Genomic DNA, 22,837 nt, shown 5'->3' on the forward strand with positions numbered 1-22,837 from the left:
CTCGCGCAGGGGCTGTAGATCACCCCCCTCGAGGGTCTTGCTCAACTGCGCCATGTAGCTCGAGACCTGAGCGCCGAGAACATCGGTCGGATTTTCGCCGTCGGGTTTTTGTGCTTCCGCTGCCATCTTCCCCACCTCCTTGACAGAAGGGGTTAGCGGAGGCGGTTCTCGGAGGTCAAAGGTCTACCTACTGGATCGGCTGTGGCGCGGTTCCACGGCCGCCTTTGACCGCAGGGGTTCCCGCAGCTATTCTGGCAAGCCAGAGGTGGGGAAGTGATTTTCGTATCCCCGTTGGGCTTGCGGATACCCGGATTAACCCAGCCTATTTTGCTCCACAGTAGTGGTTGAAAATTGTGTAGACCGATAGTCCGTGCCTCTCAAGCAGCGGCTATCTCACCAAGGTCGAGACGTACGTCTCGAGAAGCGGGCCAACTCTGGTTCAGTTCAGCCTTACCCGCCGCATCCGCTGGCGTAGCTCCGCGACGGCGGGCGGCACCTCCCCGAGGTCGGCCTCGAGCTGCCGGGCCAGCTCGTCCACCACGCGCCTCCCGGCGGCGTGGTCGCGGATGTGGTGGCCCGCCCGCTCGAGGTAGGCCATGAGCACGTCGTCCCCCGGCTCGATCTCCATCAGGAACGCGGCGAGGCGCAGGCACTTGTCGTACTCGCCCTCCTGGAACCAGCTCTCGATGGTTTCCACCCCGACCCTGATCATCCGGCGGTTCAATCGGCTTCGCTCCCCTTCCACCCACTCCCCGTCGAAGCCGGGGAGGAGCTGGCCCTTGTACAGCTCGCGGGCCTGGGCCATGCGCTCCGGCCCGCCCGACTCCAGGGACTCCATCAGCTCGTGCGCGTCGCACCACAGCCGGAACCCCTCGGCCCGGAGGCGGTACGACCGCCGCATTCTATCGAAGGGGATGTCAAGGCCGGGTATGGCCGAGCTGAGTGCGTAGCGCACCTGGTGGAAGTAGCTCCGCGCCTTCTGGTCGTGCTCGTCGGGGAAGAGATCGAGCAGAAGCTGATCCTTTAGGGTTTCTTCATTTCGCAGCAGGTAGAAGAGCAGCAGCGGGGCTTTTCTTAGCTGGAGGGCCACGGGTTTGCCGTTCAGCTTGAGCGAGACACCGCCCAGAACTTCCAACTCCACCAGCGTCGCGTCGGCAGTGGTAGTAGTTGACAGAACAGCCATTAGCTCGCGGAACGCACTCCCGCCGGGTTGCCGGTCTAGGTGGGCGCGGACGAGCCGCAGGTGGCGCAGCTCGGCTCGCAGGCCCTCGAGACCCTCCAGCCGCCGCGCCGTCAAAAGTGCCTCGGTCAGGGCGGCCTTGGCCGCCTTTGCGTCCCCCAGGCGAAGGGCAGCCTCCGCCATGTGGAGCGAGCTGGCGGCAGCCTCTCGCCAAAGCTCGAGTTTCTCTAACTGCTCCCTTGCGCCGCGAAGCTGCTCGGTGGCTGCCGCCGGACGTGTCAAGCAGGCTACGGCTCCCTCGCGCAGAGCAAGGTAGGCGCGGGCCTTCGGGTTGTCAGTGAGCTGCCGCGCACGCAGCAGGTGTTCGGTGGCCCGCTCGCCTCGGCCAAGAGCGGTTGACACGGCGGCGAGGACGAGTCGGGCGTAGCACTCAGTCTCCGGCTCGTCCGCAGCTCGGGACAGCTCGACGCAGGCATCCAGGGCCAAGACAGCCTCTCGGAGCCTCCCCCGCTCCCACTCGAGCACGCCCTGGCAGTAGGCCAGAAACGGCTTAACTGCTGGAACATTGCCCGTGGCAGCCACGGCCTCCCGAAGGGCGGCTTCAGCCTCGTCGAACCGACCGAGCTTCGCCCAGCTCAGAACCTGATTGAGCCGGATGTAGAGCCGCTTGGCGGGGTTCGCCCCGTCCAGTGCCATGCCCAGGTAGTCGCCCGCCTTGCGATCCATGCCCAGGTCGCCGTAGGCGAACCCGAGCGACTGGCCGATGAAGGGTCGCAGGTGCGCCCCGAGCGGGGTCTGGTAGCTTACCGCCCACGCCTCCTCCAAGGCTCCCACGGCCTGACGCAACTGGCCCACCGTGAACCGAAAGGCCCCGAGCTCGCGGAGGGCCAGGCACCGGTCAAAGGGGGTCGTGGATTCCAGGTCGAGCGCGGCCAGGGTCGCCTCGGCCAGGCCGGGCTGGTTGAGGTGGCGGTAGGTGGTGGACAGTTCGATGGCGGCCTCGCCCAGCCCCATGCCATGGGCCTCGAGCAGCAGGTTCTTGGCCTGCTGAAAGCGCTGGAGGTTGAAGGCGCAGACCCCCGCCCAGCGCAAGTCCTCGGCGGCGGGGGCCTCGAGGCGAGAAAAATGCTCCCAGCCCTCCGCGTACTCCCCCCGGAATATGCACTCGAGTATCGGGTTCAATGTGTGCTCCTTTCCCCGATTCTATCGGCATCCAACACGTTTTTTGGGTCAGACCAGCACGAGGCCAGCACGGCACTTTATTACGCTCTCAGCAGACCGATTAGCGCTAGTCGGCTCCTTCCAAAACAGGAGGAACCGACCGATGAAAAGAGTGTTCTCAGTACGTGCGTTGGTGTACCTGGTCGCCCTGGCCATAAGCGTGGTTCTTGCCAACCCCGGCACCGGCAACGGGGGCATGTGAGCAGGCAGAACCCCACAGCCTGAAGGCACGGACGTGAGGTGTTGTTGATGTCAAAGTTCGAGATTTACAAAGACACGAGCGGGCAGTACCGCTGGCGATTCACCGCCAGCAACGGCAAGATCATCGCCATGTCGAGCGAGAGCTACGTGAACAAGTCCGACTGCCAAGCGGCTATCGCGCTCGTGAAGCGCGACGCTCCAGCCGCCCCGGTCTACGACCTGACGTAAGTTGTAGCCCTTACCACCGCAGAGCCTGCTCGGCAGCAACTTTGCTGAGCAGGCCAAGCCGCTGGAGACAACACAGATGACACCATACAAAAACTTAGGTGGGGACTCCAATGTCATGGCCTACGAGACCGGGGTGGACTTCATTCGGGTACAGTTCTCTCGAGGCGAAGTCTATCTGTACACTTTCGGTAGCGCTGGCGCGGCCAACATCGAGCACATGAAGCGGCTCGCCCAGGCCGGTCATGGACTCAATTCCTTTATCAACACCACCGTGCGCAAGGGCTATGCCCGTCGGGAGCGCTAGCGTTCGGGTTCATACACATGCCGCTCCTTTACTACGAACTGATACATTCGAGTTTGAAACACTGAATAGAATCCGAGTCATAGCGCGAAAAGCTGAGGTACAAAATGCCAGTATATGTCATGCTCACCGTGGATCTTAACCGCAATGTCAGTGAGGAGGCACGGGCAAAATTCAACGAATACTTGAAAAAAGAGCAATAGAAAAAACTCAAGCTGACCACCATCTGGTACGCAAGGTTTACGGAGGGGATAACAAGCGATCAAGCAATCGGCGTGACAAAAGCTGATGTAAAGAAAGCCGCCGCTAATGCAGGTGTTACCTACTTTGAAGCTGCGGCCGAAGTCGGCGAACGTGCACCAAGTATTTGGAATCAGTCAGGATAGAGCGTGCCCTTTTTTGTTTGGCGGGATAATCTTCTGAGGACATGAGATGTACAGCCCGATTGTTCAATCACAACTCATGGCGTTTCACAACCTTATCCGACTGGATGAGGAGAATCAGATTCTTCGAGAAAAGCGGGATCAGCTTTTAGAACGACTGCAAAGAGGTCTAAGACGGGACTTCATGGCGAAGGGTAAGGTGCCGCCGAGCTTCTCCACGCTCAACCAAGGCAGCTACGCCATGAACACAGGGATCACACCTGCGGACGGGGAGTTTGATATTGACGTAGGGGTGGTGTTCGAGATCAGCCGCCGAGATTTCCCCGACCCAGTGGTGGTAAAGGCTTGGGTGCGCGATGCGCTGGCGGGGCCGAACACCAAGATCACGATTCGCAATTCGTGTGTGACTGTCTCCTACGTAAAGAACGGGAATCCCTACTACCACGTGGACATAGCTGTGTTCTGTCCCAGCAGCAACGGCGAGCAGATGTACATCGGTAAAGGAAGGGAAAACTCCCTCGAGAAAAGCCGGAACTGGGAGCCGGCCGATCCGAAGGGACTGATCAAGCTCATCAACGGTCACCGAAAGGGCGACGAGGCCGCGCAGTTCAGGCGGGTGATTCGGTACTTAAAAAGCTGGCGGGACGAGACTTTCAAGAAAACCGGTAACGCAGCCCCAGTGGGTATCGGTCTGACCGTGGCCGCCTACCACTGGTTCCAGCCACAAACACGGACGGTCGAGAAGACCCAGCAGTTCGACGACCTCGCCACGCTCAGGGCCTTGGTGAAGCAAATGCTGGATCGCTTTAGCGATGGTTTTCTGGGCCTCTGGGAGTATCGTCTGAGGGTAGCCCTGCCTGTCGCGCCTAAGACGGATGTGTTCGCCCGAATGAGCTTGAAGCAAATGAAAGACCTCGAGACAGAGCTTAAGACCTTGCTCGCTAGCCTCTCTCGAGCCGGAGCTGAGGTAGACCCGGTGGCGGCATGTGAGATCTTGAGGACAGTCTTCGGACAACGCTTTCCAATCCCCAAGCCATCAACAACGGGCAAGAGGCTCGCCGCCCCTTCCGTGATGCCGACCAGCTATAGCTAGTGCGGGGGACACAAATGATTTTTCGGCAATCAAACGGGGGTAGGGTCAAGCTCGCCACTCCGGCTCTCGAACGCATCCAAGGCTACCGCCAGACTGACGAGAAAAAGCTCGCGGCGGGGGGGCTGCTCCTGGGTCGGCACGTCAAAGGCACAGACGACTACGTGGTGGATTGGGCCACCGTCCCGATGATGCGAGACACAAGGCAGAGAAGGGCATTCGCGCTGGATGCCTTCCTGCACCAGCGCGAGGCCGAAAAGCTCTGGCGATCCAGCGGCGGAACCTGCGGCCTTCTGGGCGATTGGCACACCCACCGCGAGGCCGACCCGAGCCCCTCCCGGAGTGATCTCCAAACCTGGCGGAGCAAGCTGAAGGGCGAGCCAGTGACGAGCCCGTTCTTGTTTTTCGTCATAGTGGGGAGTGAAAGGCTCGGTCTCTGGCAGGCCTTTGCGAATAATCGGGTGGAGAGATTGGCCCTCGTTAATTGATACGTTACAAGCGAAAATAGGCTTGGCGGTTTATTAGATTTCCAAGTAAGCTATGAGAATCTTAGCGTAGCCAACTCAACTTGATTAACTCATATCTTGCCAGACTACCTAAGCGAAACGAATCCTTACAGGAGGGCAAATGGCGAAGGTTCAAAAACAGTTCAAGCAATTCGAGGAGAACATTCGGCTCGGAACCTACGACGAACTCCAGACCTTGCGCGACAAGCGCGACATCATCGTGGACAAGCTGCGCTCGGGGCTGAAGAAGAACTTCGAGGTCAAGGGCGAGAAGCCTCCCAAATTCGAGTCCTTCAACCAGGGCAGCTACGCTATGAACACCGGCATCAAGCCGGTCGAGGGCGACTACGACATTGACGTGGGCATTCGGTTTTTCGTCTCCAAGGACAAGCACAAACCCCTGGAGGTGAAGCAGTGGGTCTACGACGCCCTCGAGGATCACACCAGCCGGGTGGAAATCCGGCGCAGTTGCGTCACCGTCTACTACATGAAGGACGGCGAGGTGGACTACCACGTTGACCTCGCGGTGTACGCGGCGGGAGAGGATGGCACGGAACCACTGCACCTCGCCAAGGGCAAAGTGAACTCGAGCGAGGAACTCAAGTTCTGGGAGGAGTCCGAGCCCCAAGGCTTGATCAAAGAAGTCAATGGGGTACATGCGGACGAAGATGCCCAGCAGTACCGCCGCAGCATCCGTGCCCTCAAGCGCTGGAAGCAGGAGCAGTTCAACACTGGAGGGAACGGTGCTCCGGTGGGGATCGGCCTGACCCTCGCGGCTTACTACTGGTTCCAGGTCAGCAAGGCCACCAACTGGCAGAACACCGTTGAGTACGATGACCGTGCTGCTCTGCAAAATCTCGTGGAGAGTATGTTGAGCAAATTTACTCTGGTCGTCCATGACGGCGAGTTTGCAAGACGGCTGGTGTTGAAGGTGCCCGTAAAGCCCGGCACCGATGTCTTCGTGAAGATGACCAACGCCCAGATGAAGACCTTCGAGGCCAACCTCGAGGCGCTCAAGCAGGCACTCAAGGATGCTGGCGACGAGCCGGATACCCGTGCGGCCTGCCTGATTCTCCAAAAGCAATTCGGGGAGGATTTCCCGGTGCCCCCTGAGGAAGAGACCGCCAAACAGCAGTCGCGCTCGGTCGTGGGGAGCAGCTCGAGCGCGTGAGTGCCGAGTTGCAGGCCGCCCTGTGTCGAGTGGCCGAAACAACCTTAGCGGCGGTCTCCTCGCTCGACACTGCCCGCCTACCCGAGGGTTTTTGCGCCGGGCTGACGGGCACCATGACCGTCGACGGTCATGGGCTCGAGGTTGCTGTCCGCATACCAGATGCCTTCCCCCGCAGCCTGCCCGCCGTATTCGTGGTCGGCGGCCTGCCCTTCCCCATACCCCATATCGAGAAAAGCGGCAGAGTCTGCTCCGCCGTCGAGCAGGGGCTGGTGATTGACCGGCGGAATCCTGCCGGGGTCATCGCCTGGGCGCTCGAGGCCGCGCGCAGGACGATCTCGGACGGGCTTAACCGCCGCAACAGCCAGGACTTCATCGAGGAGTTCGGAAGTTACTGGCTCAGGAGCGACGAGCGTCACTGGGCCTACAGCGCCGTAAATCCGAACGACCGGCAAAGGCAAGTCATGGTGCTGGAGCGGGGGAATGCCCAGACCGGCGGCCTGATGCCGGTGGCTTTCTTCGACGACCGGGCGGGCCGTCAGGTGATCGAGGCCAGGCTCAAGGCGAAAGACTTGGCTCCTCGATTCGGCGTGTACATCCCCCTCACCCCCAGGGGCTCCTTCATCCCGCCTCAGGGCGGCCAAACGTGGACTTTCGGCGAGTGGCGAGAGCTGATCAAGGCGAGCCTGTTGCGGGCCGACCGCCGAAACCTAAAGCGCCTGCTCAAGAAGTCAGGCGCGGATGCCCCCGTGGTTGTTGGCCTCGCAAAACACGGGGGCGGCAGAACCCTTGTGGCCTTCAAGCCGAGGGCGCATGATAAAACGCACCCGCTGGCTGACCAGAGCGAGCAGACTCCCGTCCCGATCCAGCTCGAGCGCTGGGACAAGGAGTACCTGCTGCCCAGGGGCGGGGCGAGCAATGCCTTGCTCGGGAAGAAGGTCGCCATCGTCGGGTGCGGCGCTGTAGGGGGGCACATCGCCGAGATGCTGGCCGCCAGCGGGGTGGGTCACCTCACCCTGGTGGATCCCGACACGATGAGCAACGACAACACCTTCAGGCACTTCTTGGGGAAAACCTTAGTGGGGGAGCGAAAGGCAAGTGCCCTTGAAATCGATATCCGCTGGAGGTTTCCGTACATTGATATGCAGTCGTTCAACGACGACATAATGGCGCTAATCCAGGCCAACACCCTGTCATTTGCGGCGTTTGACTTGATCATCCTGGCGACTGGCGAACCCACCCTCGAGCTCGAACTCAACGAACGTCTCCGGCGATTGCCCAAGGCACCCCCGGCCATCCACACCTGGGTTGAACCCCTCGGGATCGGCGGTCACGCGGTGCTGACCGTCCGGGCGAAGCAGGGTTGCCTCGAGTGCCTCTTCACCTCGCCCGACGACGAGGATGCCCCCATGTACAACCAGGCATCCTTCGCTGGCCCGAATCAGGAATTCACACGCGACCTGGCAGGTTGTGGCGGGGCCTTCACCCCCTTCTCGTATTTGGACGGGCTGCGGACTGCCGAGACGGCGGCCCGTCTGGCGATAGGAAGCCTCCGTGGCGCTATCCAGGAGAGCCGACTGACCTCCTGGCGAGGCGAAAGTGCAGAGTTCTTGCGGGCTGGCTTTCAGCTCTCCCCCCGCTGGTCGGTGACCGATGACAAGCTAACCGTCACAGGTGAGGTGTTTCGACAGTCAGACTGTCCTGTTTGTGCTGCGAGGCTGGATTGAGCAGAATCCTCACCCTAAGTAGTGGCGGACGGCTGAAGATCACCGACACCGCCTGGGTGAAGATGGTCTCTCTTCGCCAGGACACCCTGAGAAAAAAAGAGGCTGGCGGCCTCCTGCTAGGGAGACAGATACTTGAATCTGACGACCTAGTGATAGATGACGTTTCCACCCCGGTACGGGGCGACACCCGAGCGCGGATGCGATTCGTCCGCTCTAAGCGCCACCAGCGGTTTGTGGATGAAGCCTGGGCAAAGAGCAACGGTACTCGTGTCTATCTGGGTGAGTGGCACACCCACCCTGAAGGGGTTCCAAGCCCCTCTTCTGAAGATCTCAGGTCTTGGCGGAAACACTTAAGCGACAAACAGATTCATGGCGAGGCACTGTTTTTCGTTATCGTCGGTGTTGATGCCGTGCGGGTTTGGGAGGGCTTTCGCTTCCAGCGCAGTGTGAACTTGATCGGGGAGGTTTGCCTACATGGCCAAGAGTCGGACTAATGGCAAGAGGGTGGGGGCGAAATCGCCACCAAAGAAAGATGCTAAAGAGGCCAAGAAGAAAGCCTCGAGGCCGAAAATTCCCGCTGACGTAATCTTGCAGCTCTGGGCCAGGGCAGCAGGGCAATGCGAGTTTGAAGGGTGCGGCGAAAAGCTATGGCGGCACGGACTGACCCTCGAGAACATCAACCGCAGCAACATTGCCCACATCGTCTCGTTCTCCAAGGACGGGCCACGCGGGGACGAGGTTCGCTCACCACTGCTAGCCACAGACATCGGCAACTTGATGCTGCTCTGTCGAGACTGCCACGACCTCGTGGACAAGAAAAAATACGTCGCCAAGTACCCCGAAGAACTTTTGGTGGAGATGAAAAAGGTTCACGAAGATCGGATTGATAAGGCAATCTCGATGATCCCGAGCAAGAAATCCCATGCCCTCGTGTTCCGCAGCCACATGGTGAATGGGGCCGTGCCAAACCCTCCAACACCGACCCAGGTTCAGGAGGCTATGTGGCTTAACCGCTTCCCGGCCACTGATCAGCCGCTTGAAGTCAATCTGACTGCTATGACTTTACATCCGCGTGATCCGGAGTACATAGAGCACGCCGTCAAAGAGCTTGGTAGGCGTGTTAATCAGCTCCGCGAAACATACGATCCACAGCACCTCTCGGTCTTTGCCCTGGCCCGGATACCCTTGTTGATTGCACTGGGCCGCAAGCTCGGCGATAAAGTCGGGCTAGATCTGTATCAACTCAGCAACGACAAACGTCATTGGAGGTGGGAGGATGGTGATCGGAATCCAGAGCCGATTCTCCTCAAGGAGCCTGAGCATGACGACGCTGATGCTGAGACAGATGTAGTCTTGAAAATCGAAGTCTCAGGCCCTATTTCGGCCAGGTCTATCCGCAAGGCTATCGCTGAGCCTTTACCCACGTACACCGTAAAAGTCGGCAGACCGGGAATCGGAGTAATTTCTTCGACGGATCAGGTTGCTCAATTCAGTTCCATCATCCTAAACCTCCTCAACCGAATCCCCCAGCTCCACGGTGAAAATGCTCGAGTCCACGTCTTCCCGGCGGTTCCGCCGCCCATTGCCATCGAGCTTGGTCGCTACCACCGCACCCACTTTCCGAGCCTGCTAGTCTACGAGTGGTTGCCCAGCGAGATGTGGAGTTTGGCTTGCGAGGTTTAGCAATGAAGGAACCACAGAGTCCAAAGGTTTTCACCCTGATCCGAAACAAAGATGCGACGGGTATTAGCGGGACGGGGAAGGTTCTTGACGGGGTAGTTTTCCACACCGGTCAGGTCGTTGTATGCTGGCGCACTGACACGAATCAGGAAACTGGGTTTAGCAGTATTGCGATTTACCCGTCCTGGGAAGCGTTCAAGCACATTCACATTGACTCACATCCTGAGAACGAGTCCGAGGTAGTCTGGAACACCTCTGCCTAGTAACCTCGATGGCTCGGTGATTTTCGCACACCTTCAGCGTAATCACGCAGGCGAGGCGGCCAGTTTACCCGCGACCTCTTAACCGCTTTGGCGATGCACCCCTCGCAGTGCAGCAGAGCGTGCGCCAGCTTCGCGGAAAAGCGCTGGTAGCCTCCGCTCGAGGCCCAAACAGGGGTGCAGAAAGATGCCCCAGCCTGTCTACCAGCGACTACGGCCAGCAGGAGGTCAAAACTGAGAGCCACCTCCTGAACGTCTACAGCTCCGAGAAGACCCTGGCCGACCTGCTCCGCTTCGGTACTCGCTACGGCGAAGGCCTCTTCCTCAAGGGCCTCAAGCCCACCACAAACCTCGCCCAGTAGCCCCGTAGGGGTTGATCAGACCTTCTAGCGCATCTCCGCTCGAGTGAGATCGATGCAGCCGGACATCATACCTAAAAACTGACTGCAACACGGTTCTCGACCAATGGCACCTGAACGTCAGCTCTCGACAGCTCACTGTTTTGATCCTCGGATGCGCTCGAGGACATCCAACAGACTCTTCAGAACTTCGCCCGTTCGCTTGTCGAACAGGGCGGTGATCAGGAAAGGTAGAACCAACACCGCTTGGGAGGGGAACGCTTGGGTTTTGAAGATACTGAAAATGCCCACGACAAAGCAGGCGGCACATAACCCGATCCAAAGCTTGTAGAGAACTGGGAATCGACCCGCCCACGAGACGCGCCTCGGAGTGGATATCGGGAGGTCAGCCCAGTTCCCAAGCGCCCACGCCGCAACGATACCCGCCAGTTGATCCTGGGCCTTGGGGCTGTCCCCACCGCCGAAAACCACCCCCAGCTTCAGCACACGCAGACCGGCGGCCATGTTCCTGAAACGTTCCCGAGCTTCCGCCCCGAAGGCGACGTCACCCTGTGCTACGAACCGGGTCATGTGCCTGTCAAGTGCGACTGCCGCCGACTCGAGGAGCCCCACCACCAGTCGCTTGGATTCGGCATCAAGAGCCTCACCTCGGCGAGCGTCAAGGAAGTGCAGCGCGGCCAGCAGGTGGAGGCCCACAGCGGCTGCGGGGAAACGCCCACCCGTCTTTATCTCGCGGGTGTGTACGACCAGCCACAAGAGTCCATACCCGAGGGCTAGTACCGGTATGTAGGCCCTGTTCAGATCCGAAACAAGTGCGCGGTATTCGGCTGTCAGCGGCACCAGTGATGTGACCTGAAGCAGGCCCAGAACGGCGAATGCGCAGAGCACGAGAAACGCGCAGAACAGCGCGACATAAGTCCAAAGAGCCTGCACAGGCGCGAGGGCTCGCGCCCATTCCTCGACTGTCGGGCGGAGCGCGCTCTTGGCATCGGCATCTAGGCCGGAGAGCGCCTCGAACCACTCGATCCATTGCCGGTGAAGCCTGTCCCGCTCGACCCTGACCGACAGCAACGGCGTAAGCATGCGGGGAAGAAACATGCCGGGATAGTAACGGCGTACAACGCTCATACCCGTGTCTCCCGTTCGTATTTTGTGCGATAGGCCGCCTGGTAGTCTTTGTCCTGACAGATGCAGCCCTCGCGTTTGGCCTCGGGCACGTTCAGCTCAGAACCCAGCGGCCTTAGCAGGTTGATTTTAGTAGTCGTGGCGATGGGCTCGTCGCGGAGAGCGCCCGCGTGGATCACCATCTCGCTGGCTACTAATACTCCAGCCAGCGCCGACTGGAAGGCCATTGGCACCTCAGCGCTACCCTGACTCGCGTCGGTCTTGCCCGAATGCTGAAGGACGATCCCCCCGCAGACGGCCTTCGAGTAAAACTCTCGCAAGGGTTTCCCCTCGAACGGCAGCAAGGGCTCGACGGGCATCCCCTTGGCAGCAGCTATTTGTTTGAGGAACGGACGATCAAGGGGCAGAGACTGGTAAAGGTGGCCGCGTATTACGTCCCGCTCGAGCTGCGGCAGGCCGATGGCCTCGGCGATCAGTTCCGACTCGCTTTTTCGTTGCCCGGTGGGCAAGTAAAGACACGCCAAACAGGCCTTCTCTCCTGTAAATTCGTGTCTGGAAACGCCCAAGTCGAGTGCCTGAGTCCAAGCATTCACCAGCCACCGGGGCAGAGCGGCCTGCACGGCGATGCGCTCCTCGGCACTGTCCAGAGCCACGGCCACACGCTCGAGGTGCCAGTCCTGTCGCTGTTGTAGGTATTGCCCCCAGGTCATCGGGTGAGGGACGACCTGTAGGCCGCCTGGGCTTCCGAACCACCCCACCACCTGCTCGACCTTAGAACTTCCTCGATCAGCCCAGAGAGTGCTCACGTACCGCTGCGGGTTGGTATCGTCTATCGTCTCGGCGTCAACGAGGTGAAGCATCCCCTGAACCGGAGCCCTGGAGAGCGCCCAGGCTGCCCCGTGTCCGACCGCCCCGATGCCCACCAGGTGGGACTCACCGAGGTCAACCCCCTCGAGTACCGGGTTGGCCCCCGGAGAGGATTTGGAGAAGTCCAAAAGCGACAGTTCGAAGTCTCGATCCGGCTCGCCGCGTGTGAGCGACTCCCGGAAGACGTGGCGAAAAATGTTCGCTGCGGCGAAACAGGCTGCGGCCCCCGCGCCGAACGGATTTCTGCCGTCCGCGCTTCCCACAGGCCTCGAGCGGGAGAGCTTAACCCGCCAGCCCTCCGAGCCGACATAAACACAGTCGCCTTCGTGCAGAGGTGTACGACCCACGACCGCGACGATGCCAGCCGCGTCCAGAGAGGTCTCGATCTCGATCAGCGGGTTGATCGCAGCGGCCTTGGCCTTGAGAGCCTCGAGATGCTCGGACGATCCTGGGTCTAGGCAAACCAGAGCCAGCCTCGGGTAGAGCCGCGAAAGCAGGTCAACCAGCAGATCCAGGGTCGCCCTGCCCTCAAACAACTCGCAGGCCACCTGATCGAAGGCCACGCCCACGACGGTATCTTCAAGATGTTTAGCAAACCCGTCGTAGGAGAACCCCTTCAGGACGCTGGCGGCGGCCAGGGCGGCTTTGTGGTGGTAGGGCGCGAGCGCTATCTCATACCTCCAGTCGGATCAATCGCTTTATCTCGGTCGCGGACAGTTCCACCCACCCCCGGCCCGAGAACAGGCGATATACGGCACAGTTATCCAGCTCAAAAGGCGCACTGGCAAAGTCTGGAACCACCAGCGAGAGTGCCCCAACCGTGGTGACGATAGGGTATAGGTCGTCGGTATCTGAGTGATAGGCGGCCCCCGGATGGCTGTGAATCTGGGCGACGAGCGTCATCCGGTTTTCGTACAGCCAGACGTTGATTTGGTGCAGTTCCTCGGAGCCGACCGTGTAGAGCAGCCCGTGTTCGGAGCGGAAGGCTTTTTGTCTCGGGATGATGGCACACTCCACGGTAAAGCTGTCCGCCGTGTGTTTCCCTGCCCACAAAGCAACCCCCTCGAGACCTTGCTTGCCCACAGTTCGGAGATGAGCCATCGTTTCCACAGCCGCCGACTTGGGAACAGAAATGTTAATGACTCCAGATAAGCCCTTCATTCAGGTGCTCCACTTTGCAACAATCCTGTTACTCGTGCTTGTATGGCATAGCCCAAAATTGGTTCCGAGCCGTACTTAGCAAGTGTGTTTAGAAGAAAATACAACGACCCCTCTCCAGAGTTACGGTGAATAAGCCACGGGTCACCAGTATGTGCTGGGTGTTGGTGATACTCCCGCACACCTGGAAGGCAGAGGAGTGGGACTTCCAAATCGTCATGGGCGACCATTAAGTGCGTCTCGAACGGATTTATCCCCATTGCTTGTTGTTCGGGCGATAATGGTATCGGGTTCTTGATAGCTCGTTTGAGTACGGTGGGTAGTTGGTTGGCTTTGTATGCCTCCAAGGTAAATGGGTTCACCAGCCGAACCGATGGTGGCAAGAGGTCGTATTCTGAAAAGTCAATGATTGCTCCGAATAAAGCCACCGCAGGAGTCATGTTGGGTGTGCCGAACACGACAAAGACTTCGGGGAACTCGGATTTGACAATCCAAATTCCCCGGCGAATCAGGTGATCCTGCTGCTCGAGGCAGTTGCTCAGCTCGCGCTCGAACTTGGCCCTCGAGACCGCAGGATCAACCCTCGCCTCACCGTCCGCCACCGACCCCCGCCTTCACGTTGAGGAAGAGCTTGGTGCTCGAGGCAAAGCCGTAGTCCTCGAGCTTGCGGTCAAGCTCGAGCAGGTTGCCGTTCGCGTCCTTGAGTTCCCAGTTCTCCAAGGGCTGGCCCTCGTTGCCGCTCTGCTCGAGCGCCTTGTTGGCGGCGGCCTTCAGCGGGGCGTTGACGTTGGCCTCGACCTCGGTCGCGCTCCCGTTGATCACGAATACGAGGGTGATTTTATTGGGGTTGCCCCCCTGACCTTTCTTGTCTTCGTTGGGTTTATCCTTATCACCATGCATGAGAGGCTCCTTTCGCCCCGAAAACGGGAGGGGCTTTGTAGCTAATATGCTACAATATGTTTCGGGAGGTGACAAGATGTTGGAAGCAACGAAGCGAAGTTTGGCTGTTTTCCCTTGTCAGAGGGGAGGCTGACATGGACGAAAAACTGAGGGCAGAGATCGGTGAACGACTTACCACAGCCCGCAAAAGGGCAGGCCTCACCCAAGACCGCGCCGCCGAGCTGATCGGGGTGGATCGCCCGCGACTTTCCGGGATGGAGCGGGGCGAGCGCCCGGTGGACGTGCTGATGCTTTCAAAGATGTGTATGACCTACGGGGTCAGCATGAGTTCGCTGGTGGCTGGGGCTGGGGGTGAGCAGCCCAGCCGAAACATGCAGCTTCGCTCGATGCTGGCCGAGAAACTCGACGGCGGCGAGGTCGAGGCCCTTCTGAGCGGGTTTCTCAAGTTCGCCGAGCGCTACCAGCGCCTGTGTACCCGGTACGAGTGCAAACCTAAGGCAGCAGATCTCCCCGACTGGAAGGATCGGGGCTCGAGCCACACACGCAAATTCGCAGTCGAGGGTGATGCCGCGCGGTTGCGCGACGAGTGGGGGCTGGACGATGCCCCGGTGGGCCTCCGAATATTTGAACTGCTCGAGGCGCACGGGGTACACGTATACTGCCAGCCGATTTCCGACGAGCGTATCTCAGGTGCCTACCTCGAGGCCGACATCGGCCCGCTGCTGTGCATCAACACCGCAGACCGCCCGTACCGCCAGGTGTTCACCGCCGCCCATGAACTGGCCCATCTGTTGTATCACCGAGGCGGCGGGGTCTCCTACAAAGACGACCGCTCAGCCGAAGAAAACCTAGCCAACGAGTTCGCCTCGGCTTTCCTGATGCCGGAGTCGGCCATAAAGCGCTACCTTGCAACCCGCGAAGCAAGAAGCGAGGGCTTAACGGCGGAGGATGTGATCGATCTTCACCGCAGCTTCGGGGTGAGCTACGCGGCCATGTTGGTGCGGCTGCGGCGCTTGACGATACTGACCCCCGAGCGCTACGACGAGCTGAAAGCGGTGCAGCCTGTGTGGAAGGCCCAGGAGATGGGCTACCCGCTGCCGGACTGGGAGTTCGATTATCACCCCGACTTGCTTCCCGTTCAGACCCGGATTAAGTGGCTTCCCCGCACCTTTCGCGCACTGGTGCTGAGGGCGATGCTCGAGGGCGAGCTGACCGAGCGTCAGGCGGCCAAGTACGTGAACCTCGAGTACGAGGAGTTTGTCAGCCTACGCAAGCACCCCGAGCCCGACCCCAGGCTGTCGGAGCGCGACCTGAAGGAAGCCGAAGACTATGTGAAGTAAGCCCGAGGATTCGTCGTGCCCGGTCATATATTCGATGCCAACACCCTACGCAACTTCGCCCTCGTCGGCGTGCTCGACCTTCTGCCCCGCATCCTGCCGGGGCAGTTGTTTGTGGGCGCGACCGTCCGCCAGGAGTTGCACCTAGGTGTCCGGGCCTTTCAGCGCAACAACTCGGATAAACTCGGAGACCCAGCCTGGGTGGCCTACATGACCCGCTTCCAGAGTCTGGACACATATCTGAAGGGGTTGGGCTTCAGGCGCTTGGCGGTGAGTACCAGTGTCGCTCATCAAGCCATGTGGAACTTCCTGGCTTGCTTGGCTGACGAGGACGTGATGGAAGAAGGCGAGGCCGAGAGCATGACCCTGGCGGCCTTCAGGGGGCTGGTGCTGTACTCCGACGAGCTGAAGGTGTTTCGGGAGGCCGAGAATTACAAAAACGGTCTCTTCCCTTGCCCTCGCGTGGGGCAAGACCCGCCCCCTCACGCGGTAGAGGTTCACTCGAGCGCCTGGATTCTGCTCGAGGGAGTCGAGGGCGGAGTGTTGAGCATGGATGATGCTGAAGAAATCTACCTGGAAATGGAGATCATGTGGGAGCGTCACCCTAAGTTGAGCCTGAGCAGCCTGCGGAGTGGTCACGGTCGCTACTGGTGACAGGGATTTGAACCGCACTTCTTGGGCACAGGCTGATGGGGCTGTGTTGGGTAGGGCTAGAGTACGCCTTCGGAGCGATCTGATGACTGCACCTTACCTGCGAGTGCCAACTTCCGAAAAGATACGCACTCTGCCCTAACGCAATTCCGCAAACCGGGGTCAGGTCAGCCACTCCCGAAGCGTCTCCTGCTCGAGCAAATACTGGCCGTGGCGCTCGCCGCTTGGCTCGCTCAGGCTGGCGATAACGTACTCCTCTGGGGAAGACAGCGCCATATCCAACTCGAGGTCGAACACGCCCTTCCAGAGTTCTCGGAGGGCCTGCCGGTCGTCGGCTCGCACGGCCCGGCGGTAGCGGCCCATCTCGCCGCGAACACCGCGCTCGCGCAGATGCTGCCGCAGTGACAGAGCACTCCCCGGCCCCCGTTCGTCGTAGTAAATCAGACAGTTTGCCACCAGCCATTCTCGCAGGGCCTCGGGGTCGCCGAACCGAGGCCAGTTGAGTTCGACGCGCTCAATGTGGGGTGCGAGCACCAGGTAGTCCTCGGGGCCGCTGACCACCTTATAAAGCGGCGGGTTGAGGCGGTCTTCATCTACCAGCAAGATGACCTCGAAGTCTTCCTCGCCGCCGTTGATGCTGCCGATGACCAGCCCGTGATTCACCGCCGACTCCACCAGCTCGGCCAGCCTATACGCCTCCACCAGACTCGCGTCCGAGGGGAGACTGACGTGGATCTTCGACCCCTCCTGCATCGGCTCGTACCCGAAGTGCTCGAGCAGGCTCAAGAAGGCGGGGGCGTGGTGGTAGTGACGCTGGTCGTCCGGGTCGTCGAAGTCCAGCGGGCCAAGGGGGCCAAGGCCGGGGACTCGAGCCAGTTCCAACTGTATGACCCCCTTGCTTTGCAGCCGGTAGCGGTGAACCAGGGATCGTTCGCTGGCGACTCCCAGGCGCAGAATTGCCTCGACGACCTGCTCGGGATCGGCGGGCAGCTCCAGGCGCACCCGCTTGCCCCGCCGCCGCAGCCGGACTCCACGTTTGCGCAGGCTCTCTAGAAAGGACTCGACTGAATCTTCATCGGGGTGGTGCCAAAGGCGTGGGAATGACTTCATGCGTCGGGCCTCACAACTCTGCCAAAGGTTGTCCGGGTAGCCCAGGCTTCCCACAGAGTCGTGGGTAGATTCTATTCTCCAAAATCTCGCCCTCAGCCCGGTCTCCCGTCGATGGTTTGGTGCGACCGCGTGTGGGGATTTGTCCGCAGGGTGGGCGCTTTCATTAGCCCTCGCTGGCAGAAAGGGATCGGGTAGTCTTTGAGGTGATGGCTTCGGAGCACACATTTACACGATCCGCTGACGGTCTCGAGCGCGTCTCGCGGGCCTTCCGCGAGCCCTTCGAGGTGCCGGGGGTCGAGGGCTACGGGGCTTGGTCGGCGATGACCTGGGACAACTCGGGCATCCCCCAGCACGGGCTCGTTCTGACCCCCGCCTCAGCCCCCTGGCGGGGGCTGTTCGCCGCGCTCGACCGGATTGGGGCGGGCCTCTCGGACGGACCGGTCTCGGCCCTCGAGGAGGCGGATGCCGTCGTGGCGAGCTGCTGGCGCTACGGCTCTTTCGCCAACGTCTGGGCCTCCGGCGAGCCCTACGGCGAATTTCGCAAGGACGCGGGCCTCTCCCGGTTCGGCAACGACGAGATGATGCGGGTCAACCTGGAGTTCTCCTCCGGGCTGGCCCGCTGGTGGCTGGATCGGGCGGCGGAGCCTGCGACAGTTCGCCGCCGGGTGCGGGCCACCCAGACCGCGCTACCCATGCCGTGGCGGGAGCGGCGGGGAGTCTACGCCGACGGTGTGGCCGAGTTGGTCACCGATCAGATCGTGGGCGAGCACCTCTCGAGCCTGGCCGTTCGGACTCCCGAGGGAACCGAGGAGGATGCTATCGCGGTGAGGCGGGAGGCCAACTACGCCGTGCTGACGGCATACCGCAACGGCCCGGTCGAGGACTACCACGCGGGAGACTGGAGCCGGGGAACCGAGGTGCCAGGCTACCTACGCTTGACCGCCGCCGAGGCATCGAGGCTGGCGGGCGAGACCGCCAGCCGCCTGGCCCGACACCTGGCGCTGCGCGAGCGCGTCAGCCGCGAGGGGTTTCGGGGGTTGCTCAAGGCCAGTTGGTTCTTCCCCCGCGACTGGAGCGTGCGCGAGGAGACCAGCCCGATCACCTTCGCGGGCCTGCCAGGGGCGGGGCCGCTGGAAGGTCGGCTCGAGCGACTGGCCGACCTTGCACCCCGCGTCTACGGTCGGGGCTGATTCTGGCCCTCGGCCGTTGACCAAGCTCCATCGAAAACTTGCCACAGTGTAAAGAGAGGTTGTTCTCCAAAACTTCCTCGGCCTCCTGCATCCCCTCGAGCAGCTCCTTGAGGGACTTCATCCCCAGGGCTTGGCGCGGCTTTGCAGGCGGTTCGCATGAAGCTGTTCTGCGGCTGGGCAGGGTGAATGAGTTGCGAGGCGTGGTTATGGAGCAGCCGCTACCCTCACTGCCCCTTCAGCTTAGTTGTGGCCCTGGTTTCTAAAACTTTGCGGTTGCGCTCGAGTTCTCTAGTCAGCACGCCTTCACCTGGCAGCCGGGTCTGGTACTCTGCCGCCAGCACGGTGTTGGGCAGCCCCTCGAGTCACCCTACGTCTCCCATTTCCAAGATTGTGGGTTCCATCGCCCTCGAGCAGTGCCCAGCCACAGCGGCTCGAGAAAACCTTCAAGCCCGTTGATCACTTCCTCTAGGCCCACCGTTTGCAGTCCCGCCCGTCCTAGAAACGCTGACCAAACCTGCTGTCTGGCGGCATCCTGGGCGAACTCGGCGCTGAATGCGGTAGGTGTTTGTTGGGGTAAGTCGGTGCGACGGCGTTCAAAGGTTTGCGCCAATGCCCTTTGCAGCACTGCGGCCTCAAAGCTGAACTGCCCGGCGATGCTCCAGAGGTCGTGGAAGTCCTTCATGCGGGTGTTAAGCAGCCCCAGCTTGACCATCGCCTCGAACTTCTCCGCCACCACCGTCTCCAGCGGGTAGGCCCGTACCAGCGGGGCGGGCAGCCCGAGCAGCGTCGGCACCGTTTGGTCAACCGGCGCGGGCGTGACGGCATCGCCGAACCCGATGTCCACCTGGACGGGGATGCGGGCGGTGTCCAGATGGGCCAGGAATTGCAGCCGCACCCCGCCGTACTCGAGGTCTTCCCTTATGGCAGTTGCCCGCAGGCTGTCGGGATCAAAGCGAATCCCGTCCTCCCCCTCGAGGGTCATGATCTCCCCGAAGACCGCCGTCAGCTCCTCGGCATCGTCGGAACCGAACCCCAGCAGATCCAGGTCTTTGGTCGGGCGCAGGGTCTGGCCCAGCGCCAGCAGCAGCACGGCCCCCTTGAGCACGAAGCGCTCGCGGTGGGGCGAGATGCCCAGGCGGTAGAGCAGGCGCTCGAGGGCAAACCGCACGGTGACCCGGTGGAACTCCTCGCCCTGGGCCTTGGCCAAGTTAAGCAGCCTGGCCCGCACCGAAGCCGCCAGGTTCCTCATGCCAGGATCGCCTCGAGGTATGGTCGGATCACCCGTTCCACCCGGTTAATACGGGCGTACCCCAGCAGCTCGTCCACCTTGAAGCGCCGCTCCTGCCAGCCCTGTTTGAGGGCCTCCAGGGCCACGTCCAGCCCCACCTGACGGCGGTACTTGAAGCAGTCGGCCACAGTCTTCGCAGCGTTGAACACGCTCACACTCACGCCCTCAATACTGTGGGTTTCCACCCCAGTTGCAAAGCTGGCAGGATTGTAGCGAACCACACGCAGGGGGGGGTACTCGAGCTTAGGGGTGCGCCCGCCGTACTCGATCCCCAGCCACACCTCCCAAGGGGCTTGGGTGGTCAGCCCGTGAAACTGGAGCGCCGATAGCAGGCAGACCGTCCCGCCCGGAACCCTGCGGCCCACCAAGGCCAGGGAGTGCCGTTCGCCGGGTGAGTGGCCGGGCAGGCCGTACAGGCCGCGCTCGAGCCGCACCAACCGCCCCTGCTCCACCATTCGGCTCAGGTAGGTGCGGGGAATCTCCAGCGGCGCGAGGTCGCTGGCCCGCAGGATGCCGCGCTCTCGGGCGAACTGAAGGACTCGAGTGGTGGGGTTGGCTATGTTACTCATTGTTTATAGTTTACTATATTTATATACATTTTGTAACAGTTGATGGCAATCCCTCCAGCCTCTAAAGCAGCCTATCACTCCCCCTTCGGCCTAGTTAAGAGGGAATTGGCTTGTGGTTAGGGGGAGTTCAATTCCGCAGCCACCGTCTGCGGAATCCTGAAGGCCACGTAAAACTGGCGCATAGTTTCGAGGTTACGTTGGGAAAGGCCACGACCGAAACGCTGGGTGAGATCTTTGGCGAGCTGGGGCAGGAGACGTTCTCCGTAAGCAGCGCGTAAACTCCCGCCCTGCTCCTCTTCCACGATCCGCCGCCCGATTTGCCAATAGGTCTGCACCAGCAGGGTGTTGACCGTGCGAACAGCCTGCTGGCGGGCCTCGGTCAGTAGGCCCGAGAGCTGCTGGAGCAGGTCTTGGTAGTCTGCTTGATTGGCCAGTTCCATCGGGTTCATCCTACCCTCCCCCTTGGTCTACTTCTTGAGGTTGTTCTCCAAAACTTCCTCGGCCTCCTGAATCCCCTCCATCACCAGCCCCTCGAGCAGCTCCTTCAGGGACTTCATCCCCAAGGCCTGGCGCAGCCGCTCGGCCCTGGCGTGGTCGCCCTCGCTCAGGTGCAGGCTGACCTTGCGGCTCTCCCCGGCGGGTTTTTGCGGCTGCTCGAGCTGTCGTTGGATAAACTTCTTAATCGCCATAACACTCCTTCACTTGGCAGGGCTCAGGTAGATCAGCACCGGGGTTCCACGGGCCACGCGGGCGGTGCGGACAAAGCTGTTCTGCGGCTGGGGCAGGGTGAAGAGCTTGCCCAGCTCGCCCAGCAGCACCCACTCCAGCGGCGGGGCGCTGCGGTCTTGCACGGCTCCGCCGCCCGGCACGGCGGTGGTCTGGCTGGATTGCAGCAGGCTTTGCAGATAGCCGTTAGCAGCCTGCGCCCCCTGGCGCAATAGGTCTTGCACCAGACTGGGGTTTTCGTCCTTGAACTCCGCCGCCAGGCCGGGGCTGTGCTGTGCGTCGTAGGCCAGGGCCGACACCGGGATGCGCTGAGCGCCCTGGATGACCTCCTTGAACTGGATGCTGACCCGCCGCAGCGGGTCGAGGCTGGCCTGCCCCAGCCAGACCGTGCCGTCCGGGGTGCTGGCCCGAGCCAGCACGCTGACCCCCTCGACCAACAACAGGTTGGTGTCCAGCGTGGCCTCCAAGGGTTTGCTCGGGTCGAGGCCCGCCAGAAAGCCCTGGGCCAGGTTGGTGGGGGTCTGCAAACTGGGAAGGGATAGGGGACTGACTGTATGGCCCGTGTCGCCAGCGTCCCCCGTAGCGGCGGCAGGGGCCTCGGAGGGCTGGGGCTGGGGGGATTGGGCGCTTCCCGGCGTGGGCGGGGCGGCTCGTGGGAGCTGCACCATCTGCCCGCCGGTCGGGGCGGGTTGCGTGGGGCGGCTGAAGGCGACGGCGTTTGAACTCGACGGCACGGGCGGGGTGACGCGAGAGTAGCTCGCACCCGCGTCGGCGGTGCCCTGGGCGCTCGAGGGCCGCGCTGGCGGGGCGGCGGCGCTATAACCGCTGACCGCGCTGCTGGCCAGTGCGACGCTCGAGTCAGCCGCCGTGGGGCGCACCGCCTGCCACGGGCCGGGGGTCTGGTTCTGCGCGACCAGCGGCGTGCGCCGGGGCATGGCTACGGAAGCGGTCGGCGCGGCTCGAGCGCCCCCCTGTATCGCCTCGGGGTCTGCGGCTGAGGCCGCGCTCGCGGCGAGGGCGGGACTCGGGCGGGCTGTGGTCACATACTGGGGCGGGGTCGGGAGTTGGCCTGCGGGCTGGCGGATCAGCACGGGGACGGGCTGGGACGGGATGGGCGGCTGGTCTGCGGGCAGGGCCGAGGCAGAGCCTGTGGCGGGAGATAGACTTGCGGTTTGGCCGGGGCTCGCCGCCCGCAGGTCGGCTGCCCCGGCAGGGGTTGTTGGCGCTGCTGGGGGGTAGACCCGAGGGCGGAAGTCGTCGGCGGGGGCTTGGCCGGAAGCTGCGGGTGGGTCGGCGGTGGTGAATCCGGGGGTCGGGCCGGTGTGGCCCGCTGGGGCGGCGCTCGAGGGTGCATCAGCGCTTGCACCCGTGCTTGCACCAGTGCTTGCACCAAGCAGGGTCGTGGCCTCGGGGCGGTCGCTGGCCTCGGGCAGCAGCGCCGCATCCGCGCCCGCGTCGCCGGGGGTCTGTGACCCGTCCCCCTGGCCCGCCACCAGCCCGGAGAGGCTGCCCAGGCTGCCCTGGACTTTCCTCTCCTCGAGGGGCTTCTGGCCGATCACCAGCAGGAACACCCCGAAGGCCAGCGCCACCGCCACGAACCCCGCCGCCAGGC

Annotated in this window: 24 protein-coding genes; 12 read left to right on the plus strand and 12 right to left on the minus strand. The window is 61.8% G+C overall.

What is annotated here, in order from left to right:
• Window positions 1–439: 439 nt before the first annotated feature.
• Window positions 440–2,362, minus strand: a complete 1,923-nt coding sequence (locus Q0288_RS06680) for a BTAD domain-containing putative transcriptional regulator (RefSeq protein ID WP_299428979.1) — start codon at window positions 2,360–2,362, stop codon at window positions 440–442.
• Window positions 2,363–2,650: 288 nt separating this feature from the next.
• Between Q0288_RS06680 and Q0288_RS06685 the strand changes: the two genes are divergently transcribed.
• The 9 genes from Q0288_RS06685 to Q0288_RS06725 all read left to right on the plus strand — a co-directional run bounded on the left by Q0288_RS06685 (window position 2,651) and on the right by Q0288_RS06725 (window position 10,307).
• Window positions 2,651–2,830 (plus strand): DUF1508 domain-containing protein, encoded by a 180-nt coding sequence (locus Q0288_RS06685; RefSeq protein WP_299428981.1) that lies wholly within the window; start codon window positions 2,651–2,653, stop codon window positions 2,828–2,830.
• A 76-nt stretch (window positions 2,831–2,906) separates the two neighbouring features.
• The gene (locus Q0288_RS06690) at window positions 2,907–3,134 is read left to right on the plus strand and encodes a hypothetical protein (RefSeq protein WP_299428983.1); all 228 of its coding nucleotides are present in this window, start codon (window positions 2,907–2,909) and stop codon (window positions 3,132–3,134) included.
• 429 nt (window positions 3,135–3,563) lie between these two features.
• Window positions 3,564–4,607 (plus strand): nucleotidyltransferase, encoded by a 1,044-nt coding sequence (locus tag Q0288_RS06695; protein WP_299428985.1) that lies wholly within the window; start codon window positions 3,564–3,566, stop codon window positions 4,605–4,607.
• 14 nt (window positions 4,608–4,621) lie between these two features.
• A complete protein-coding gene (locus Q0288_RS06700; RefSeq protein WP_299428987.1) occupies window positions 4,622–5,092 on the plus strand; it encodes a Mov34/MPN/PAD-1 family protein in 471 nt (156 codons plus the stop codon).
• Between the two features lie 139 nt (window positions 5,093–5,231).
• On the plus strand, window positions 5,232–6,281 hold the full coding sequence (locus Q0288_RS06705; RefSeq protein WP_299428989.1) for a nucleotidyltransferase: 1,050 nt from the start codon (window positions 5,232–5,234) through the stop codon (window positions 6,279–6,281).
• Window positions 6,278–8,005 (plus strand): ThiF family adenylyltransferase, encoded by a 1,728-nt coding sequence (locus Q0288_RS06710; protein WP_299428991.1) that lies wholly within the window; start codon window positions 6,278–6,280, stop codon window positions 8,003–8,005. The genes Q0288_RS06705 and Q0288_RS06710 overlap by 4 nt, the downstream gene beginning before the upstream one ends.
• Window positions 8,002–8,499 carry a Mov34/MPN/PAD-1 family protein gene (locus Q0288_RS06715; protein ID WP_299428993.1) on the plus strand — a complete coding sequence of 166 codons (498 nt, stop codon included), beginning with the start codon at window positions 8,002–8,004 and terminating at the stop codon, window positions 8,497–8,499. Before Q0288_RS06710 ends, Q0288_RS06715 begins: the two co-directional genes overlap by 4 nt.
• Window positions 8,480–9,688 carry an SAVED domain-containing protein gene (locus Q0288_RS06720; protein ID WP_299428995.1) on the plus strand — a complete coding sequence of 403 codons (1,209 nt, stop codon included), beginning with the start codon at window positions 8,480–8,482 and terminating at the stop codon, window positions 9,686–9,688. The genes Q0288_RS06715 and Q0288_RS06720 overlap by 20 nt, the downstream gene beginning before the upstream one ends.
• A gap of 379 nt (window positions 9,689–10,067) precedes the next feature.
• Window positions 10,068–10,307 (plus strand): hypothetical protein, encoded by a 240-nt coding sequence (locus Q0288_RS06725; protein WP_299428997.1) that lies wholly within the window; start codon window positions 10,068–10,070, stop codon window positions 10,305–10,307.
• Between the two features lie 132 nt (window positions 10,308–10,439).
• Here Q0288_RS06725 and Q0288_RS06730 read toward each other — a convergent pair whose 3' ends face one another.
• The 5 genes from Q0288_RS06730 to Q0288_RS06750 form a co-directional block, all read right to left on the minus strand.
• Complete coding sequence (locus Q0288_RS06730) at window positions 10,440–11,402, minus strand: hypothetical protein (protein WP_299428999.1); 963 nt, start codon at window positions 11,400–11,402, stop codon at window positions 10,440–10,442.
• A 26-nt stretch (window positions 11,403–11,428) separates the two neighbouring features.
• Window positions 11,429–12,859 (minus strand): E2 ligase fold family C protein, encoded by a 1,431-nt coding sequence (locus Q0288_RS06735; protein ID WP_299429000.1) that lies wholly within the window; start codon window positions 12,857–12,859, stop codon window positions 11,429–11,431.
• A gap of 109 nt (window positions 12,860–12,968) precedes the next feature.
• Window positions 12,969–13,397, minus strand: coding sequence for a Mov34/MPN/PAD-1 family protein (locus Q0288_RS06740; RefSeq protein WP_299429002.1), 429 nt, complete (start codon window positions 13,395–13,397; stop codon window positions 12,969–12,971).
• 56 nt (window positions 13,398–13,453) lie between these two features.
• Entirely contained in the window at window positions 13,454–14,056 is a 603-nt protein-coding gene (locus Q0288_RS06745; protein ID WP_299429004.1) for a putative metal-binding protein, read from the minus strand.
• Window positions 14,043–14,354 (minus strand): DUF2604 domain-containing protein, encoded by a 312-nt coding sequence (locus tag Q0288_RS06750; RefSeq protein ID WP_299429006.1) that lies wholly within the window; start codon window positions 14,352–14,354, stop codon window positions 14,043–14,045. The genes Q0288_RS06745 and Q0288_RS06750 overlap by 14 nt, the downstream gene beginning before the upstream one ends.
• 134 nt (window positions 14,355–14,488) lie before the next feature.
• On the opposite strand from Q0288_RS06750, the gene Q0288_RS06755 reads away from it, so the two are divergent.
• Window positions 14,489–15,694 carry an XRE family transcriptional regulator gene (locus Q0288_RS06755; RefSeq protein WP_299429008.1) on the plus strand — a complete coding sequence of 402 codons (1,206 nt, stop codon included), beginning with the start codon at window positions 14,489–14,491 and terminating at the stop codon, window positions 15,692–15,694.
• Window positions 15,695–15,709: 15 nt separating this feature from the next.
• On the plus strand, window positions 15,710–16,345 hold the full coding sequence (locus tag Q0288_RS06760) for a hypothetical protein (RefSeq protein WP_299429010.1): 636 nt from the start codon (window positions 15,710–15,712) through the stop codon (window positions 16,343–16,345).
• A gap of 159 nt (window positions 16,346–16,504) precedes the next feature.
• Here the strand turns inward: Q0288_RS06760 and Q0288_RS06765 are convergent, their stop codons facing one another.
• Window positions 16,505–17,452 carry a hypothetical protein gene (locus Q0288_RS06765; protein ID WP_299429012.1) on the minus strand — a complete coding sequence of 316 codons (948 nt, stop codon included), beginning with the start codon at window positions 17,450–17,452 and terminating at the stop codon, window positions 16,505–16,507.
• Window positions 17,453–17,658: 206 nt separating this feature from the next.
• Here Q0288_RS06765 and Q0288_RS06770 point away from each other — a divergent pair, with 206 nt between their 5' ends.
• A complete protein-coding gene (locus Q0288_RS06770) occupies window positions 17,659–18,642 on the plus strand; it encodes a hypothetical protein (RefSeq protein WP_299429014.1) in 984 nt (327 codons plus the stop codon).
• A 367-nt stretch (window positions 18,643–19,009) separates the two neighbouring features.
• On the opposite strand, the gene Q0288_RS06775 is transcribed toward Q0288_RS06770, so the two are convergent.
• The 5 genes from Q0288_RS06775 to Q0288_RS06795 all read right to left on the minus strand — a co-directional run.
• Window positions 19,010–19,891: a nucleotidyl transferase AbiEii/AbiGii toxin family protein gene (locus Q0288_RS06775; protein ID WP_299429016.1), complete on the minus strand. Its 882-nt coding sequence runs from the start codon at window positions 19,889–19,891 to the stop codon at window positions 19,010–19,012.
• Window positions 19,888–20,499, minus strand: coding sequence for a type IV toxin-antitoxin system AbiEi family antitoxin domain-containing protein (locus Q0288_RS06780; RefSeq protein WP_299429018.1), 612 nt, complete (start codon window positions 20,497–20,499; stop codon window positions 19,888–19,890). Before Q0288_RS06780 ends, Q0288_RS06775 begins: the two co-directional genes overlap by 4 nt.
• Window positions 20,500–20,615: 116 nt before the next feature.
• A complete protein-coding gene (locus Q0288_RS06785; protein ID WP_299429020.1) occupies window positions 20,616–20,948 on the minus strand; it encodes a DUF1016 N-terminal domain-containing protein in 333 nt (110 codons plus the stop codon).
• 18 nt (window positions 20,949–20,966) lie between these two features.
• Entirely contained in the window at window positions 20,967–21,188 is a 222-nt protein-coding gene (locus tag Q0288_RS06790; protein WP_299429022.1) for a hypothetical protein, read from the minus strand.
• Window positions 21,189–21,197: 9 nt separating this feature from the next.
• On the minus strand, window positions 21,198–22,837 hold a 1,640-nt coding region (locus Q0288_RS06795), incomplete at its 5' end, for a hypothetical protein (protein WP_299429024.1).

The organism is uncultured Meiothermus sp. (genome assembly GCF_937863175.1).
Lineage (GTDB): Bacteria > Deinococcota > Deinococci > Deinococcales > Thermaceae > Meiothermus.